This window comes from Candidatus Jordarchaeum sp. (genome assembly GCF_052745115.1).
Genome location: NZ_JBRAKS010000040.1, coordinates 1 through 17333 on the forward strand (window position 1 = coordinate 1; position 17333 = coordinate 17333).

Genomic DNA, 17333 nt, shown 5'->3' on the forward strand with positions numbered 1-17333 from the left:
AACCGAACACCATTTAGGCGGTGTCCTAAATGGGTAAGTTTCGGACAACGGTTACTCTAATTGGTGGACTATTTGCGGTTATTTCAACAATTGTAGGCACCGTTTCCATACTGGGTGCGGTGGTTACCTACACCGTGTTTCCCTTTAGACCCTTAAGCTTCATGTGGCTTCCTTTTCCCATACCAGTGATTAACACGGGTTATAACTTTTGGTATCAGTACGTGAGTGAAATGAGTGCCGGTCCCTCAGCCTTCCTGTATAATGTGGGTGTAATTATTACCGGTATTCTGGCGATTCCCGTTTTTCCAAGCATGTTGAGACTCCTGAGAAGCACAGCTATAGCTAAGATTGGAATCGTGTCTGGGGTAATTGCTTCAATTGCTATGAGTTTCAGCAGTGTTTTTCCACTGTATGTTAATTCTGCGGGACACGGCATCTCCGCGGGAATCTTCTTCGCATCCATAGGCATCGCAATCGTTCTACTAAGTTATGCCATGTATAGAGGTACCTATTTCTCGAAGGTGAACATAGCTATAGGAATCATTTTTGTTATAGTTGACTTGAGCTTCATGTTTACAGGGAACCCGGTGGCCGAGTGGGCAGTTTTTTTCGTAATAGTGTTATGGCTCCTAGCAGTAGGGATACATATGATTATAAAACGCAATGTGACTGAAGTTTAAAAGTCCTAAAATGATACTTTTACCTCTTTTTTATTGTTAAAAAATTTAGCAATTTGGAAGCTAATTTTTTAAAGAGTTATTATCAAATTTCTATGGATAATAATTTAAATGAGCTATATACTGTGGAATCTAGTTTTGATTATTAAATACGAGGTGTTTTAGAAATGAAAAAAACATTTGAGATAAATCCCAAAATGACACTTGTTGGTGGTGTACTGGCGATTGTTGCGATGACTTTTACGGTTATTTTCATATCAACCTGTGTACTTTTCTACACGATTTCTCCCTGGAGACCCTTCTTTTCTTGGATCTTCGTATTTCCTATTCCAAATTTCGGTTACAGCATACCAAACCAGTTTCTCAGTGAATTAGGGGTTGGACCCACCGCGGCTATTTACAACTATGGCTTAATAATAACTGGCATATTGTGTATTCCCATATTCCCAATAATCTGCAGACTTCTTAAAAAAACCATCATTGCTAGAATAGCTGCAATACTGGGCATCGCAGGTTGCATTGCCCTCATAGGTGTGGGAATTTTTCCCATGCACATTCCGGGACCACATGGCCTTTTCTCGCTCGCCTTCTTTGCACTAACCGGTTTGGCAATAATCACGGCAAGCATCGCCATGTATCAGAGCGAGTTCTTCATAAGATGCATCGCTAAACTGGGTATAGCGGTAATTATCGGAGACATAATTCTGGGAATTCTAGGAAATCCCCTATCGGAATGGGGCACAACCATCCTGTTTATAATCTGGGTCTACGCCGTTGGTATCCAGATGCTACTCAAAAGGAACGTAACACAAATCTAGAACACTTAAAACTCGCAGCAATTTTTTTGGAATTTAGCTTTTCTATACAAATCTATTAATACTTTTTTCTTATTTTCGAAATTAGTTCGCATTTTTCAGATTTGGAGTTGTGAATGAATAATGTTTCAAAATTTTCCTTGGTTATGCTGATTATCCTTTAAACAATAATCGAAAGAGTACCGAGAGAACGACAAGCTCACTATCGTAGGAAACGGGTAAAAACGCTAAAAAATAATGTAATTAAGAGGATTAAGGATATTGCAAATTTTCTCAGTAGGAGATTTATGTAGATAAATGCTTGATAAACGCTTCTGCCACGTACTCTATAGCGCCTCCTACAACGGTAAGGAGGAAACACAGTAGTAAATCTAGTGGTACGTTTCCAAAAATCTTATGATATTCCACTCCTATGAGATGATTTAGAGGCCCAAGGATGATGGCTATGCCTATCATGCCGGTGACTAGCAGAAACATTCCAAAACCTCTCACAGCCATAAGACCGATGACTCTTTTGTCCTTCACTGGAGCAGTAAGTGCTGATTTCCAACTTTTTTTCTCACTCATAACCTTTCACCTATACTTTTCTATAATTAATTATGATTAATATATAGTATCTGGTTAAAAGCTTTTGCGGTAAAAGAATTGTATAAAAATAGGACTTACGCAGTTGGGTGGGTATTTGCGTGTGGTTGGTGATGGGATTGCCCGAGTTCGCCTTCTTTTTCTATTTCGGACTTTTTTCGACCCTTCTTTGAAAGGTGTGCATTAAAAATTCTGACTTTCACCAATCCAAGGCAAAAGAGGAGAGTTCGATGCCACCACACGCCCAGTTAACCTACAAACAGCCCTCAACTGCGTAACTCCTAAAAAAACATACATACGCTGAAGCGTTCTAGACAGAGAATGAAAATGATATTCATGGTAATAATTGGTTGTTAGAAGGGTACAAAGTGAATACAATGGGCATATAGATGCTGTGTAAAAGAAACCTAACAGGACTGTAGAACATTATTGAGTGCTAAATGCTTTCTGGGTTGTGTGAGTGCCTTTTTTGAGCAATCCTTTAATACAATCTCTTTCTATTTTCGAAATCAGTTCACATTTCTAAGATTTGGATGTGTGTTATCTCTGGCTAAAGCGACTTACAGGGGGCTCAAATAAGCTAATCCACCGGAATACTACAGATGGTATTCCACCTGGGTTAAAGTGGAAGAAATGTTCTGAAGATATGAATTAATTTCTGTAATTATTCCGATTTTGGAATTATTATTTGCTCATTATTTTTTTACAGATTTCTACTGCTTCATTGGAGTCATGTCCATAGTAGTCAGCACCATACCGTTCTACCGTTTCTAGTGAAACTGCTGCTCCCCCTAGGACTACTTTTACCTTTTTCCTTAGGTTATTATCCTTTAGGGCTTTTAGGGTTGCTGATAGTCCTTCATATGCAGGGGTTAATAGAATGGATAAGCAAATGATTCCTGCGTCGCTTTCTTTCACCGCCTTAACCACTTTCTCAGGAGGAACATCAACACCAAGATCGATTACTTTGAAACCGTTACCTTTTAACATAACTGAAACCAAATCCTTCCCTATATCGTGAAGGTCACCCTGCACCGTTGCTGTTATTACGGTACCTTTGTGTCTGCTTTTATCCTTCGTTAGTAAGGGTTCAAGAATTGAGATTCCGGACTTTATTACTTCACCTGCCATTACCAGCTCTGGAAGATAAAATTCGCATTTATCAAATTTATCTCCAGCGATTTCGGCACCGGGCCTTATTCCCTTCTCAATGATTTCGGTAGGAGAGGCTCCGGATTTTAGCGCTTTTTTAATATGGTCCACAATTTTTTCGGTTTCGAATTCCAGTATGCTCTTTTTAATCAATTCAAACTGATCTGCCAAATTTTCAGCCTCCTCGTCCTATGGGGTAAACTCCATACTTTTTTGCGGCTTCAACCATCCACCGCAGGTTCTCTGGTCTCACTGCTGGGTGAATGTTTGTTGGGGATAATATGAATCCTCCTCCGGGACCTGCTATTTCTATGGTCTTTTTGACCGCAGCCTCTACTTCTTTCTGGCTTCCCCGGGATAGAATGTATGAGACATCAATGTTTCCGAGTAGGCAGAGCTTGTCTCCAACTTGCTGCTTAATTTTTAATAGGTCCATTCCTGCTTGGGGGTCTAGACTGTGTAATCCGTCGAAACCTGCGTCCACTATAAAGTCCAGTACTCCCATCAGGTTTCCATCGCTGTGCAGTATGCACTTTCCACCCTTATTGTGTGCGGTTTTAGTCATATTCTTGTAGCAGGGAAGAAGAAGCTTCCTCATGTCTTCCGGGCGCATGAAGGTTCCCGACTTGTAGCCTAGGTCTCCTGATTCGGTCCACACCTCGAGTCCCGCATCGAAGCTGGCTTTAATTAGCTCGCAAATAATGTTGGTTTGAAACTCGAAGCGTTCCTTTATATAAGAAGGATTCTTAATTACCTGTCTTGAGAACTCCACTATGCCCATACTCTGCCAAGTTGATTCAAATATTCCAATGAAATCGTCAACACCTATTAGGAATATTTTGTCATTATACTTTTTGTAAATTTGGCTGGTAAATTCATACATTTCTTCGGCTAGTTTTTCCGCATCTGGTTTATCCCACTCCTCCCAAACCTCGGGACTGGTTATGAATCCCTCTCTATAGAAGGGGAAGACATTTTCCTCATTGTTTCTTATCTCCCAGATTCTACCCCACGGATCTATGAATTCCTTATCATTTCTGAAGGTATAGGGAATAATACCAATCTGAATTGCGTCAAAACCCAACTTCCATGATGCTTCAGCCATTCTAGAAAATATTTCGGTTTCCATCGCAGATAATCCTTCGGTGAGCTTCTCGGCGTAGTTCTCAGGGTATTGTTGTTTTATCATCTCTATCAATTGGAAGTCGCTAATCTCCGGTTTTCCTAGAACTTTGTCTACATTATTGGCGTCAAGAGCTATGACGTGAGTGGGAACTCTATCCGGTTCCTTTAATTCTAAAGCTGTTAAAACTCGCTCCCTAAAATCCATCAAAACACACCAACCACCAATATTAAACTAAATAAAGAAACCACTACATACTTATCCTTTTCTAGTCTAAAAAATATATAAAAAGTAGAAAATTCTCTATTAGAGACTGTTTAGCTTTTCAGGGCTTCCATTATTATTTTTACGAAGTCTTCTGGTTTTGCTATTGCTACCTGTCCCTGTTTGTACGCGGCTTCTACTCTTGCTCTTACCGCGCTTTCGCTTATGTCTATTCCTTGTAATGTTTTTTCCATATCTTCTATTAGGGTTATGGGGGTGCAGTGGATGGAGCCCGTGATTAGTATGTCGTGAATCTTGTCTCCCTTCTTCAAGGCCACAACTCGGATCAGCGGGCCTCCCGGAATTTTTACTGCTTTCATAGTTCTCTTAACATTGGGGGGTATGTCTCCAAAATGTTTTTCCTCACTTTTGGCTAGCAACCAATCCTCTGAGGTAAGCTTCTCAGTGTACTGGTCGGCTACCTGTAATTCTACCTCGGTTTCATCCATAGGCTCAGCTTCCACCCCAAACATCTTTGTAAAAGCCTCATTATAAAGGTCTCTTACCTCTCTCACAGAAACCTCCCTCTCTGCGAACATTTCTATCCAGCCTATTCTCTCTCTAATGCTCTTTGCCTCCTTATCTGCAAATTTTTCTGGAGGTGGTGGAATTGCCTTCTCCATTACGTCCAATTTCGGCTTTTTCACCTGAGGACCGTGAGCTGCGATCCATACCTTATTTCCAACAATGTTATGAGTGTGTCCCCCGATTTTCCGTTTATTAACTTCTAAATCGTTTAGAGGTCTATAATAGGCAGATATTCCCAGCCTCTCTTTCATTTCATTAGCGATTAAGGAGATTGTTATACGGTACTGTTCTTCAAGAGAACCTGGATAATCTGGTACATCATCCCATCTGACTATAAATCCCGGCAAGAAGTAGTCGGCGTCTGCCCAGAATGGGGAGCCTCCAAATTCCACCCGGATCATGTCAATGTCATTTCTCCTACAGTATTCATAATCCATATCTTTATAGGGGTCCGAGTAATAGTACACGAAAACAGCGTTTCTCTCAGGGTAAACCGAGAAGATGGTGTTTGGGATTTCAGGCATCATGGTCATTAAGTTCGCGCTTGCGTACCCATATACCACCGCTTTAGGCATCCTCCAGTCTCTCTCAATTAGCCTCCACTTTTTCACTTTTGATCTAAACATATATTACACTCCTTAAAGCGTATGATATTTTCAATTTTTAATCTTTAATCTTTTTTAGGTTTTTATTTAAATTTTTTTAAGAGTGATTATTCTCATAAATCTGTTTTATTTATTGAAAATAAGTAATACATAAATAATAAGTTTGGAACAAATTTTAGAATAGGAGGTTGATTTTTTGGAAGAATCGGGTATTGTAGATGTTTCGGGAGAAGAAATGTTCCGTATTGTAAATGATTTATGTAATTTTGGTTACCGGAGAGCGGGAATGCCTGCTGCTGCAAAGGCGGAGGATTACATTTTCCAGAAATTTAGAGAAGTGGGTTTACCAGATGTTCAATCTGTGCCCTTCAGTTTTAACCGCTGGTGGGTTGATAGACATGAGCTAACTGTAATATCTAGCGGAACTCCCTTAATTCCTTCCGACCAAAAGATTGAAACATTTCCCGTGTGGTTTAGTGGCTCTACGGGAGCGGAGGGAATTACCGCGGAACTAGTATATGTGGGATATGGGACCGCAAAAGATTTTGAAAGAAAAGAAGTGAAAGGGAAAATAGCTTTGATTGAAGCCCGCATGATTTTAAATTTCTACGCTTCTTGGCGGGTTTTCGGCTCATTGAATCTGGCTAAGCACCATGGAGCTTTAGGCATGGTGGTGGCTAATGGCTCCCCACTGGACTCGGTGGCCTACATAATGTCCGGCTCTCCATTCGAGGAGTGGAAAAATAATATTCCCGCTCTTTCAGTCAATAATTATGACGGCCAATATCTGAAAAGTTTATGTAGCGGTAGAAATGCAAAATGCACCATAAAGCTGGTTGAGGAAGTGAGAACCGAGCCGGCGACCAGTAATATCATTATTGGCACCTTACCTGGAAAAACCGAGGACATTATTCTTATTGGTACCCACACCGATAGCACTTTTACTGGGGCTGTTGATAACGCTAGCGCTAATGCGGGACTGATTGAGTTGGCTAAGCACTACGTGAAGGTTCCCCTCGAATCTAGGGATAAAACGATGGTTTTTGTGGGATGGAGTGGACATGAGTACTCTTTTTTGGGGGTAAACAAGTTCGCTGAGATGTTCGGGGACATGTTTCCAAAAATTGCGACCTTTGTGATGCTTGATGGTTTCGGCTGTAAGGGCTATTATAATCAGGCTGATGGGGGGGTTGTGGAAACGGGTACAGATGAAAAGAGAGGTCTCTTCGTCTCGGCGAACAAGATTCTCTTAAAGTATGTTGTGGAAGCAGCAATGAAGTATCAGTTGTTACCCGCAACTTACGTGTCGGCAAAATCTTTACCGGTTAGTGATCTCGGACCATTTATTCGCTCGGGTGTTCCCTCTATTCTTGTTATAGGAAAACCAGTCTGGTATCATACTAAATATGATACGCCTGACAAGCTTACCCCCGAACAGTTAGAGAGAACAGCTAAGGCTCACATCCATTTTATAGACCAAATTCATCGAACTCCAACCCAAGATATTAAGGAGGCTGATGGTAAACTACTCGATGTGGAGGAGTTAATCTCAAAAGAAAAGAGGAGGGGGGAGATTGCTGTCCCTACAATTTCATTTACAATCACTCCTAATCCTATGGTTGAAGGTACAATGGCTGTTTTTCATACCACGGTTTTTACCGGGCCTGAAAGTATCTTGCTAGACTGTACTTGGGATTTCGGTGACCGGAGCACAAGCAAGTTACCGTTAACTGTTCACGTTTACAAAGAGGCAGGAACATATGAGGTTACACTGACCTGTAAGGATAATTTTGGGAACATTGTCTCTGCAAAGGGGAAGGCTAGGGTAACGCGTTAAATTACCCCCGCATAAATAATTTTATATGCAATTAGTTTGTAATGATTTTTTATTCAGGAGTTAATAAGATTTAAAAACTAGTAGCGGTAGGGAAAATTTATGCCTACTTGGTTCACTATTGCCAAAAACGAGTATCGACTAATTACTTCGGGGATACGTAGTTTCAGATCACTTGCTCTCCCGCTTTTAATCATGATTCCAGTGATTGCATTCCTAGTGGTAATACAAGTGGGAAATATTATTCATTTTAATAATAATTCTGTGGAGCTTTTAAGATACATTTTAGGAGTTCCTGAAACAATTATACTCTCACTGTACCCACAGATTGATGTAACGCTCGTGGTTGGCCAGTTTATTTCTCTTCTTAGCTTCTTCTTCCCCATTATTGCGGGTTTAGCAAATGTTCTTCGAGAAATTGGGTCAGAGAATATGGATATCCTTTTCTCTAGTCCAGTGCGGCCCAAAGACATTTTTTTTGGAGGAATCCTAATCAATCTGTTTCCGATACCGATATTTCTCTCGTTTTTCAGCATCGCCATGTTGCCGGTTATAATTGAGCATGGGTATCCTGGTCCTCTATTTCCTTTATCCGTGGCTTTAACAGTGGTTTTACTCTATATTTCCGGGCTCTGGATAGGATTGCTCCTGTCTGCTTATTTAAAATTGAGAAGCCAGAGCTCTCCAAAATACAGAGATTTGGCAAAGGTGGTAATTGTTATCGCAGCGATCATAATTGGTTTGGCTTTCTTTATTCTCTCCAGCTCCCAAACGGCAACCCTCAACATGTGGTATTCACCCACAACCTGGACCTCAAACATAATTTACTACTCCGTAACAGGAACAAATCTAACTCTAATCGAGTACCCGGGAATCTTTTATTACCTAGTTTTACTCACACCAGATCATCTAACCAGTTTAGCTCTGCTGTTAATATTTTTGGGTGCGGTATTTTTGATGGGAGTATTACTTGTTCGTAGAATTAAACAGCTTGATCTTATCGGTGAAGGAATAGTTACCATAAAAGAGGAAGGGATTTACAAGTATCTGCGAAAACTCCTGCCCACCAAGCTAGGCAGATTATCGGTTGTCCAATTAAAAGAATTTTTCAGAGACCCTGAGAGCCTAACCAGAATTATAACCGTTTTTCTCTTCCCAATAATACTGTATTTCTTCGCAGTAACCAGACTGGTTTCAAGTTTCTATTCAAATAACGATCCCATTAGCCTCCTGATCTCACCGGGCATAGCTTTTCTTTTCATTATAATGGTGGGTACAATGATTGGTCAAATCGAGGCGACTCAGATGACGGTTAAGGGGAAACTCCTCCTATTAACCTATAAAAAGGCCCCCAACGGCATTAACATGTTGGTTCTCTCCAAGTTTGTAGAAATGCTCATATTAGGATTACCACTGGGTTTGATTTCGGGAATAATTTTTCAGTTAGTTTTAGGAAACCAGAGTCCAGGCATCCACATTGTGGTTCCGGTGATGCTCTTTATGGTGATTATAAGTTGTGCAGTAGCGTTAGGAATATACAGTGCGCGCCCGGTTCTACAGGAAGAGAGTGGAGGGCACTTATTAAATTCCACCTTAATCGGAGGCATAGTGGCACTAATAGGGGGGCTAATGTTATTATTCGCAGTTTATCCGTGGGTGCTAAACGTGATCGGTTCCTACTCCACTCTGGGAGGTATACTTCAAATCTTTCCATACATTTCTAATCTTCTTTTGTCAATATTCTCAGTGTGCCCTATGATTTCGACGGGAATCGGAGTCCTAATAGCAATCACAATAGGAATTTTTGCGGCCTATTTTTCACTTCGCTTTGGGATGTCGAAAATGATTCGATACGAGTAAAAAAATCCAAAATCATAAGTTCGAAAAATCAGACCCCTAAAATTCTGGATGAAAATTTTATTAGATAGCTTTTACATTTAAGGTTAAACATATTAAATTTTTATTTATGAAATTTTAGATTTGTGCTGGGGTGTGGAACTATATTGAGAAAACAGTGGATATCTATTGGATCAATACAAAATTATAATTTGAAAGACAATATTTTAGAGATTGATTGTGGAGAACTAAGAGCAGAAATCACAATTATGAGTTCTAATATTATTCGCGTGCATCTTATAACCCCTAATCAAATCAAAAGAGATTCCTGGGCAATAGTTAAGCAGGAGAAACCAATTCCCAAATTTGAACTCAGTGAGCAGCCGAACTTTCTTAAGATCTCCACCGAGGATTTGGAATTACGAATTTTTAAGAATCCCTGCCGATTGGAGTTCCACTCGGCCGATGGATTATTAATTAACCGTGACGATGTTGCTAAGGGTATGGGTTGGGATGGACAGCAGGTGCGTTGCTGGAAGGAGATGCCAGAGGGAGAATATTACTTTGGATTTGGAGAGAAAGCTGGTCCTCTTGATAAGCGTGAACAGGCACTCACCATGTGGAATACCGATTTCATTTATCACTATACTCCTAGTGATCCTCTCTACGAATCTTTTCCCTTCTTTTTGGCTTTTAAAGATGGGAGAAGTTACGGAATCTTTTTCGACAACACTTATCGCTCATCTTTTGACATGGGTAAAGAGTCTGCGGATTACTATTCATTTGGAGCCTCTGATGGACCCATGGACTATTATTTTATCTACGGTCCTGAACCGAAAAAGGTTATTTCCAGTTACGCTGAGTTGACGGGGAGAATGCCTCTTCCCCCCTTGTGGTCGCTGGCTTATCATCAGTGTCGCTGGAGTTATTATCCAGAAAGCAGGGTTCGCCAAATAGCAGACGAGTTTAGGAAACGCAGAATCCCTTGCGATGTCATATGGTTAGATTTAGATTATACAAACGAGTATCGAGCATTCACCTGGGATAAGAGTAGGTTCCCCAACCCAAAGAAGCTAATTTCCGATCTTCGTGAACAAGGATTCCGAGTGGTGGTGAGTAATTTCCCCGGTATAAAAGTCGATAAGGGATACCATGTTTGTGACCAGGGGTTAGCTGGTAATCACTTTGTCCGCCTTCCAGACGGAAAACTATTTGTGGGAGCCCAATGGCCGCCAGAGTGCTACTTTCCAGACTTTGCCAATTCTAGAACTCGAGAGTGGTGGGGAGGTCTTTATAAGGATTATTTGGATGTCGGCATCGCTGGTATCTGGTCGGATATGGGTGAACCATCAATAACGGGTATTAAGAAAACTTTTCCTCTGGATGTGGTTCACGATATTGATGGAAGAATAACTGATCATAGAGAATTTCATAATGTTTATGGTCTGCAGATGGCCCGAGCCATCTATGAGGGATTACTTCGCCTACAGCCAAATACCCGCCCATTCGTCTTGTCCAGATCCGGTTTCTCCGGGATTCAGCGCTACGCTGCAGTGTGGACCGGTGATAATGAGAGTAGCTGGGAGCATCTACGTTTAACAATACCCATGTGCCTAAACATCGGAATTTCAGGAGAACCCTTTGTGGGGGTTGACATTGGAGGATTCCGAAGAAACCCTACACCAGAACTTTACGCCCGATGGATTCAGATCGGAGTGTTTTACCCCTTCTGTAGAACCCACACTATGATTGGAACAGGCGACCAGGAACCATGGTCCTTTGGAGAAGAAGTTGAAAACATTAGTCGTAAATACATAGAACTACGTTATCAGCTGCTCCCCTACATCTATAACTGCTTCTACCAAGCTTCTAAAAATGGAATTCCGGTTATGCGCGCAATGTTTATTGACTTTCCTAATGATGCATTTGTGTTAGAGTACACTCCAGATGGAAATATATCTGAACGACAATTTATGTTTGGAGACTGGTTACTGGTTGCGCCAATCGTTTACCAGGGGACTCATAATCGTATTGTTTACCTACCTGAGGGAGAATGGTTTAATTTTTGGACTAGGGAAAAACATGATGGAGGATTTCCCATAATAGTAGAGACCCCACTAGATGTCTGCCCAATCTTCGTTCGGGGTGGGGCCATAATTCCCATGCGGGATGTGATTCAATACTCTGACCAGAAGCCTATAGATCCCCTAATTCTCAGCATTTACCCGTCAGGAACCTCGAAAGTGCAATATTATGAAGATGATGGCATAAGTTTTAATTATACTAAGGGAGAATTCCTGCTTGTTAACTACACGTGTTCCAAAACTGACAAGAGCATAACATTTGAAATCAGTGAAAGAGAGGGTAATTATAAACCTAAACCTAGAAATTATGAAATAAAATTTAATATTATAAAACCAAAACCGGGAAAAGTTCTCTGGAATGGAGAAACTATGGCGGAAATTTACCCAGAGAGCGAATTAAGAAATAAGAGTAGCGGATGGACCTATTCTGAGAACCAACAAATTGTAACGGTAAAAATTCCAGATCGAGGAAAAAGAGAAAACATTGAAATAATTCTGTAATTTAACACTTCCAACTTATCTAATCCCTGCAAATAAAAAACATTAGTTAAAAATTAATTAAATTGATATTATAGGGGCTGGACAATATTAAAAAACAAGACTCAGCTCAAAAAATTAAATATTCGTTTCTCAAGATTCTTACTGGTTCGGATTTATCCATAAGACGCCTAGCTCTGATGGAAATAATAAGCGTTAATCCGGGACCGGTGGTTTGGCTGACTGGTTGTGTTCACGGTGATGAGGTGGGGGGGATAGTAGTTATTCAAGAGATTTTTAAAAAATTGCGAAGAGAACCTCTTTTGAAAGGTTCGGTTCACGCTTTTCCTTTGATGAATCCCATTGGTTTTGAGACCGCGTCTCGCCATATTACTTTGAGCAGAGAGGATCTTAACCGTTCTTTTCCTGGTAATAAAAATGGTTCCTTAGCAGAAAGGATAGCGGACAAAATCTTCACTACTATAATTGAAACTAATCCCACTCTGGTTTTGGATCTTCATAATGATTGGAGAAAATCCATTCCTTACACGTTTATAGATCCTCCGGAGGTTGTGAGTGATAAAGAGACTTATGAAAAAATGAAGCTTTTTAGTAAAATGACTGGATTCTTGATTGTTAGTGAGCAGAAAGAAGCTTATGAAAGGGAGCATATGGAAAAAACTATTTCCGGTAGTTTTAATCGGCACGGGATCCCATCCTTGACGCTGGAATTAGGAGAGTCTTATGTGGTTAATGAGGAAAATGTAGAGTATGGCGTAAAATCTATACTGAACATTTTGGATTATCTGGGAATGGTTAAACCTATGAGTGAAAAATTCACTTATCAAATCCCCGAATTCCTTCGGGAGAAAGTTCTCAGGTACTCACATCGGCCGCTGAGCGCTGCTAGCGGTGTTGTCAGATTTCTCATTGAGCCTGGAAATTTTGTTAAAAAGGGTCAATCAGTGGCTAGAGTATATAACGCCTTTGGGAAGCTAAGGGATACTATAAGAGCATTACAGGATGGCGTGGTTTTGGGTTATTCGGATTCCTCGGTTGGTTTTCCAGGTGTGCCGGTGATTGCCTTTGCTGTCATTTAAAATAAACCATCGCTATAGTGTGAGATTATAAAGAGCTCTAAGCTCTAAACCGGTATTACGGTTAAATCTCCCTGAGGTGTTAGTTCGGCTATTTTTGCTGCCACTGGGACTGTGTACTGCTTTGCGGAGAACAAGCTCAGTATGCTATCATCAAAATACCAGTGAAAACCGTTTCTGAAAACCTCATGAGCTCTAATCAAGTACTTTATACTGTTGTTTTTTGCAAAATTTTCGTAGACATCCTTTCCAAAAAAGAAAATGCCATCACCGCGGTCACTGGGAGTAAAACCCTTTATGCCCTCCCGGGGATCATTCCACAGTAATTGAAAAAGTATAGGGTTTGAGACTTCAACCTCTATCGGGAGGTCTTCTATTTGCTTAACTGTGGCGAGACCTTTAGCTAAACCGCCGTGCAAACACAGGATTTCACCATTAACTAAGGAAGCATAGGGTAGATAGGAAAATAGTTTGGAGTATACGTTATAGAATTCGGTTGAGAAGTTGCTTGCAACTTCGTCTATGAATCCGTAGTAACGATTTGCTAGGGGAGTTTCGTGATTTCCTCTGAGAAGAATCACTTTTTCTGGGTGAAGCAGTTTAAGTGCCAGTAAATAGTTTATGTTTTCAATCTGCATTAAACCCCTATCCACGTAGTCGCCGAGAAAGATTACTCCATCATACTGTTCTTTGAGGAAGCGGCGTACAATGGGTGTTGTGGATTCGAGATCGCCATGTGTATCTCCAACAAATAAAATTTTATCCACGTCAAATTTAACCAGTTTAGGTTCCTTCTCCAGAATAGGTGTAACCTTTGAAACGATTTCTCGTATTTCCTTCTCGCCCAATTCGCCAATATTCATGGGTTTATTTACCAGTTGTTCTACATTCAGATTCATTCTAATCACTAAGTATATAGGAACTTTTAGTTTATCTGAATTTTTGAATAAAAAAATAGAAATAATTGGGGAAGATATTAATTTTCACTTCTCTTCTCTTCTCTTCTTTTCTTAATCTTCTTTCAACCAATTTGAATTGAACCAGTTTTTTGACCTCTAGCCAGAATGTGCAGACAAATGTTACAGCAAATACTAGAATCCAGATTGACAGGTCTATGAAGGTAAGATTTAGAACCTCCTGTAACACGGGCAAAACTGTTGCAATAATCAGCGCACCTAATGCAAGTATCGCCCAGGCCACCATCACCTTATTTGAGAATAATCCTAGGCTGAGGAGTGATTCTCTCTCCGAACGCGAAGTGAACGCTAAGAAAATGTGTCCAAGAATCCAAGCCGCAAAAGCTGCTGTCTGTGCCGTGGTGAGGTTTAACGTTTGATAGTAGACAAGCAAATAGCATATCGAAACCGCTACGAACAGTGATATGGCATTCAGAAAAATATTTACCTGTAGACTTCTTGTAAGAAATCGCTCCTTGGGATCACGTGGAGGTCTGGTCATCACGTCAAATTCTGCGGGTTCCGCTACAAAGGTTCCAGACGCAGCAAGGTCCATGAACAGCTCCAACACTATAATCTGAATGGGAACGAAGGGTAAGGGTATACCCAGCAGAATAGGTAGTATGAAAATCGCCACCAACGCCACCTTTACCCCGAGATAGTAGCGTACACCCTTTCTGAGATTATCATACATTTTTCGTCCCTCACGCACCGCAGTTTCCACAGTTGCAAAGTTATCATCCGCCAAAACCATGTCCGCAGTTTCCTTAGCCACATCAGTGCCCCTAATACCCATGGCGACCCCGATTTCCGCCTCTTTGAGAGCCGGAGCATCATTGATTCCGTCTCCAGTCACCGCGACCACTTCACCCAGTTTCTTAATAGTTCTTACAATTCTTAGTTTGTGTTCAGGGGTTGCTCGGGCAAAAACCGAAATATTCTTCACAGCTTTTTCCAATTCTCTATCGCTCATTCCGGTAATATCGGCTCCAGTGAGGACTCCTGCTTCGGTGCTAATTCCCACACTTGAGGCTATCGCTCTTGCGGTTTGAGGATGGTCACCGGTAACCATCACTACCCTTATTCCCGCTTTTCTGCACGAGAGTATGGCATCTTTAACCTCTGGTCTCGGGGGATCGATGAAGCCCATTACACCCATAAACACTAGGTTTCTTTCCACCTTTTCCATCTTCAATTCTTCGTTTTGGGAAAGTTTTCTGTAGGCTACCGCGATTAATCTTTCCCCATTGCCGGCCATTTCGGATACAACTTCTTTGATCTTCATTTTTTCCGCCGTTATGAAGTCGATCTCTTTTCCATTCTCCAATTTCATTGAGGAACGGTCGATGATTGATTCTGGTGCACCGGCAGAAAAAATGTATAGTTCCTTGTCTTTCTTTGTTTGATAGATGAAGGATTCCATCTTCCGATCTCGGTCAAAAACAAACTTCTCTTTGATCTGATAGTTTTCCTGTAATTGGTCTAAGTTAACTTTGTTTTTCTTGGCGACTTCAAGAATTGCCGCACTCATGGGATTTCGGTAAACCGCTTTTTCACTTTTAATAGTGCTGAATGCCTCACTTGATAGTAATCCTGCTTCCAAAATTTGATTGGAATTTTTCGGCGTGAGTTCTTCTGTTAGATTCCCATCAGAAAAGATACTCTTTAAGCTCATCTTGTTCTGAGTAATGGTTCCAGTCTTATCCGTGGCTATAACGGTAACGCTTCCTAGTGTTTCAGCTGCTTTGAGTTTCCTCACAATTGAATTCTTTCGGGAAAGAGCGTAGGCTCCTAAACCCAATACCATAGTAATTATAATGGGCAACTCTTCGGGTATCGTGACGAAAGCTAAAGATAAGCCTGTCAAAATAAGCTGCTCGATTCGTTGAACCGGGTTAAGACCAAAAAAGGAGTTAATCGCTCCTTGAATGGTGGATAGACTGATGTACCCCAATGGTTCATACAGGTATACCACGAACCAGTAAGGAACCCATCCCTGGAAAGCCCCCAAAAGGATAAGATTGATCCAGATTTCCAGCAATGGTTGGCCTCTCAGAAAAGTGAGAGCGGGTATTAGGGCACTGAAGAACAAAGCAACCCATATTAACCATTTAACGAGACTCTTCATGGCAAGCTGGAGAGGAGTTTTAGGCGGTTTCACCTCTTCCAATATTCCAGCGATTTTACCCAGCTCAGTATTTACACTCGTAGCGACGACCACGCCTTTACCCTCACCGCTAGTAATAATTGTACCCGCAAAAACCATATTAGTTCTCTCCGCTAGCTCAGTCTCTTTTGCCAGCACTTGTCGCGCATCCTTGTAAACGGGTACCGACTCCCCTGTGAGTGATGATTCATCTGCAGATAATCCATAAGTTTCTACGAGTCTCAGATCTGCAGGAACGCGTTGACCGGCAACCATTGGTATAACGTCTCCAGGGACTATTTCTGTTGTGCGAATCTCAGTTAATTTTCCGTTTCTTAATACAAGAACCGTAGGTGCTGCTAATCTTTGCAAAGCACTTATTGAGCGCTTGGCCCGGTACTCATTCCATACCTCCACGAAAACTAGAAGGGATATAATTATGATAATTGTTATAGCGTCCCTCAGTTCGCCCCAAATGCTATAGAGAACCCCAACGCCGATTAGTAGAAGTATCAAGGGTTCTGTGACTTCTTCCTTAAAAATAGTTAGAAAGCTGATTTTTCTCTCTTTTACCAAGATATTGGGCCCATATTTTTCTAAGCGTTTCTCTGCCTCTTTAGAAGACAGCCCTCTTTCAAGATTGGTTCTTAGTGCTTTCTCAGTAGTTTTTACATCTTTGGAAATGCACTCTGACATTAATTTATCCCCTACTCTTTAACGGAGTTAATTTTTAGGAGAGAAAATTCAGTATTTCTTTTTATAATTATTGGTATGATACCTATTATTATTTTTAAAAAATTTTTATTAAATTTTTAATCATTTTTTATAGAATTGTTTCATTTTTGAACTAATTTTATTAATAAAATAGGAAGAGGAGGGAAATATAGTAAATTCATTTATCATCCAGTGCAAGGCAATCTAAGATGCCAGTAATATAGATTTTTACCGCTTTAATCAAATCTTCTATTATAATTCTTTCATTTGCGCTGTGTGCTAATTCTGGCTGTCCGGGTCCGAAGAGTACTGTAGGTATCCCTATTGCTCGGAAGAATTTTGCGTCGGATCCTCCGCTGGAATATACTTGATAAATTTTAGCACCTGGATCAATTTTTTTAATTGATTTTTCGACCAGTTTGAGGGCTGGAGAATCTTCA

Annotated in this window: 13 protein-coding genes; 6 read left to right on the plus strand and 7 right to left on the minus strand. The window is 40.7% G+C overall.

All coding sequences use genetic code 11. The annotated features are described in order from the left end of the window. Window positions 1-29 precede the first annotated feature (29 nt). Together ACUVXA_RS04645 and ACUVXA_RS04650 are read left to right on the plus strand one after the other, a co-directional pair. Window positions 30-680 (plus strand): hypothetical protein, encoded by a 651-nt coding sequence (locus ACUVXA_RS04645; RefSeq protein ID WP_445870075.1) that lies wholly within the window; start codon window positions 30-32, stop codon window positions 678-680. 164 nt (window positions 681-844) lie between these two features. Next, a complete protein-coding gene (locus tag ACUVXA_RS04650) occupies window positions 845-1495 on the plus strand; it encodes a DUF998 domain-containing protein (RefSeq protein WP_445870076.1) in 651 nt (216 codons plus the stop codon). A 282-nt stretch (window positions 1496-1777) separates the two neighbouring features. Here the strand turns inward: ACUVXA_RS04650 and ACUVXA_RS04655 are convergent, their stop codons facing one another. The 4 genes from ACUVXA_RS04655 to ACUVXA_RS04670 all read right to left on the minus strand — a co-directional run bounded on the left by ACUVXA_RS04655 (window position 1778) and on the right by ACUVXA_RS04670 (window position 5770). After that, a complete protein-coding gene (locus ACUVXA_RS04655; RefSeq protein WP_445870077.1) occupies window positions 1778-2059 on the minus strand; it encodes a hypothetical protein in 282 nt (93 codons plus the stop codon). 702 nt (window positions 2060-2761) lie between these two features. Then, window positions 2762-3400, minus strand: a complete 639-nt coding sequence (locus ACUVXA_RS04660) for a cobalamin B12-binding domain-containing protein (RefSeq protein ID WP_445870078.1) — start codon at window positions 3398-3400, stop codon at window positions 2762-2764. Between the two features lie 4 nt (window positions 3401-3404). Then, window positions 3405-4559 (minus strand): uroporphyrinogen decarboxylase family protein, encoded by a 1155-nt coding sequence (locus tag ACUVXA_RS04665; RefSeq protein WP_445870087.1) that lies wholly within the window; start codon window positions 4557-4559, stop codon window positions 3405-3407. A gap of 110 nt (window positions 4560-4669) precedes the next feature. After that, on the minus strand, window positions 4670-5770 hold the full coding sequence (locus ACUVXA_RS04670; protein WP_445870079.1) for a lipoate--protein ligase family protein: 1101 nt from the start codon (window positions 5768-5770) through the stop codon (window positions 4670-4672). Between the two features lie 175 nt (window positions 5771-5945). Here ACUVXA_RS04670 and ACUVXA_RS04675 point away from each other — a divergent pair, with 175 nt between their 5' ends. The 4 genes from ACUVXA_RS04675 to ACUVXA_RS04690 all read left to right on the plus strand — a co-directional run bounded on the left by ACUVXA_RS04675 (window position 5946) and on the right by ACUVXA_RS04690 (window position 13080). Then, window positions 5946-7586 carry a M28 family peptidase gene (locus ACUVXA_RS04675; RefSeq protein ID WP_445870080.1) on the plus strand — a complete coding sequence of 547 codons (1641 nt, stop codon included), beginning with the start codon at window positions 5946-5948 and terminating at the stop codon, window positions 7584-7586. Between the two features lie 99 nt (window positions 7587-7685). Beyond that, a complete protein-coding gene (locus ACUVXA_RS04680; RefSeq protein WP_445870081.1) occupies window positions 7686-9443 on the plus strand; it encodes a hypothetical protein in 1758 nt (585 codons plus the stop codon). Between the two features lie 143 nt (window positions 9444-9586). Continuing rightward, on the plus strand, window positions 9587-12004 hold the full coding sequence (locus ACUVXA_RS04685; RefSeq protein ID WP_445870082.1) for a glycoside hydrolase family 31 protein: 2418 nt from the start codon (window positions 9587-9589) through the stop codon (window positions 12002-12004). A 176-nt stretch (window positions 12005-12180) separates the two neighbouring features. After that, window positions 12181-13080: a succinylglutamate desuccinylase/aspartoacylase family protein gene (locus ACUVXA_RS04690; RefSeq protein WP_445870083.1), complete on the plus strand. Its 900-nt coding sequence runs from the start codon at window positions 12181-12183 to the stop codon at window positions 13078-13080. A 44-nt stretch (window positions 13081-13124) separates the two neighbouring features. Here ACUVXA_RS04690 and ACUVXA_RS04695 read toward each other — a convergent pair whose 3' ends face one another. The 3 genes from ACUVXA_RS04695 to ACUVXA_RS04705 all read right to left on the minus strand — a co-directional run. Continuing rightward, window positions 13125-13976 (minus strand): metallophosphoesterase, encoded by an 852-nt coding sequence (locus tag ACUVXA_RS04695; protein WP_445870084.1) that lies wholly within the window; start codon window positions 13974-13976, stop codon window positions 13125-13127. A 31-nt stretch (window positions 13977-14007) separates the two neighbouring features. Then, on the minus strand, window positions 14008-16875 hold the full coding sequence (locus ACUVXA_RS04700; RefSeq protein WP_445870085.1) for a cation-translocating P-type ATPase: 2868 nt from the start codon (window positions 16873-16875) through the stop codon (window positions 14008-14010). A 196-nt stretch (window positions 16876-17071) separates the two neighbouring features. Beyond that, on the minus strand, window positions 17072-17333 hold a 262-nt coding region (locus tag ACUVXA_RS04705), incomplete at its 5' end, for a M20/M25/M40 family metallo-hydrolase (RefSeq protein ID WP_445870086.1).

Bases quoted from the DNA above. Each gene is read 5' to 3' on its own strand.
- ACUVXA_RS04645 (WP_445870075.1), top strand. From the start codon at position 30: ATGGGTAAGTTTCGGACAACGGTTACTCTAATTGGTGGACTATTTGCG.
- ACUVXA_RS04650 (WP_445870076.1), top strand. From the start codon at position 845: ATGAAAAAAACATTTGAGATAAATCCCAAAATGACACTTGTTGGTGGT.
- ACUVXA_RS04655 (WP_445870077.1), bottom strand. From the start codon at position 2,059: ATGAGTGAGAAAAAAAGTTGGAAATCAGCACTTACTGCTCCAGTGAAG.
- ACUVXA_RS04665 (WP_445870087.1), bottom strand. From the start codon at position 4,559: ATGGATTTTAGGGAGCGAGTTTTAACAGCTTTAGAATTAAAGGAACCG.
- ACUVXA_RS04670 (WP_445870079.1), bottom strand. From the start codon at position 5,770: ATGTTTAGATCAAAAGTGAAAAAGTGGAGGCTAATTGAGAGAGACTGG.
- ACUVXA_RS04680 (WP_445870081.1), top strand. From the start codon at position 7,686: ATGCCTACTTGGTTCACTATTGCCAAAAACGAGTATCGACTAATTACT.
- ACUVXA_RS04690 (WP_445870083.1), top strand. From the start codon at position 12,181: ATGGAAATAATAAGCGTTAATCCGGGACCGGTGGTTTGGCTGACTGGT.
- ACUVXA_RS04695 (WP_445870084.1), bottom strand. From the start codon at position 13,976: ATGAATCTGAATGTAGAACAACTGGTAAATAAACCCATGAATATTGGC.
- ACUVXA_RS04700 (WP_445870085.1), bottom strand. From the start codon at position 16,875: ATGTCAGAGTGCATTTCCAAAGATGTAAAAACTACTGAGAAAGCACTA.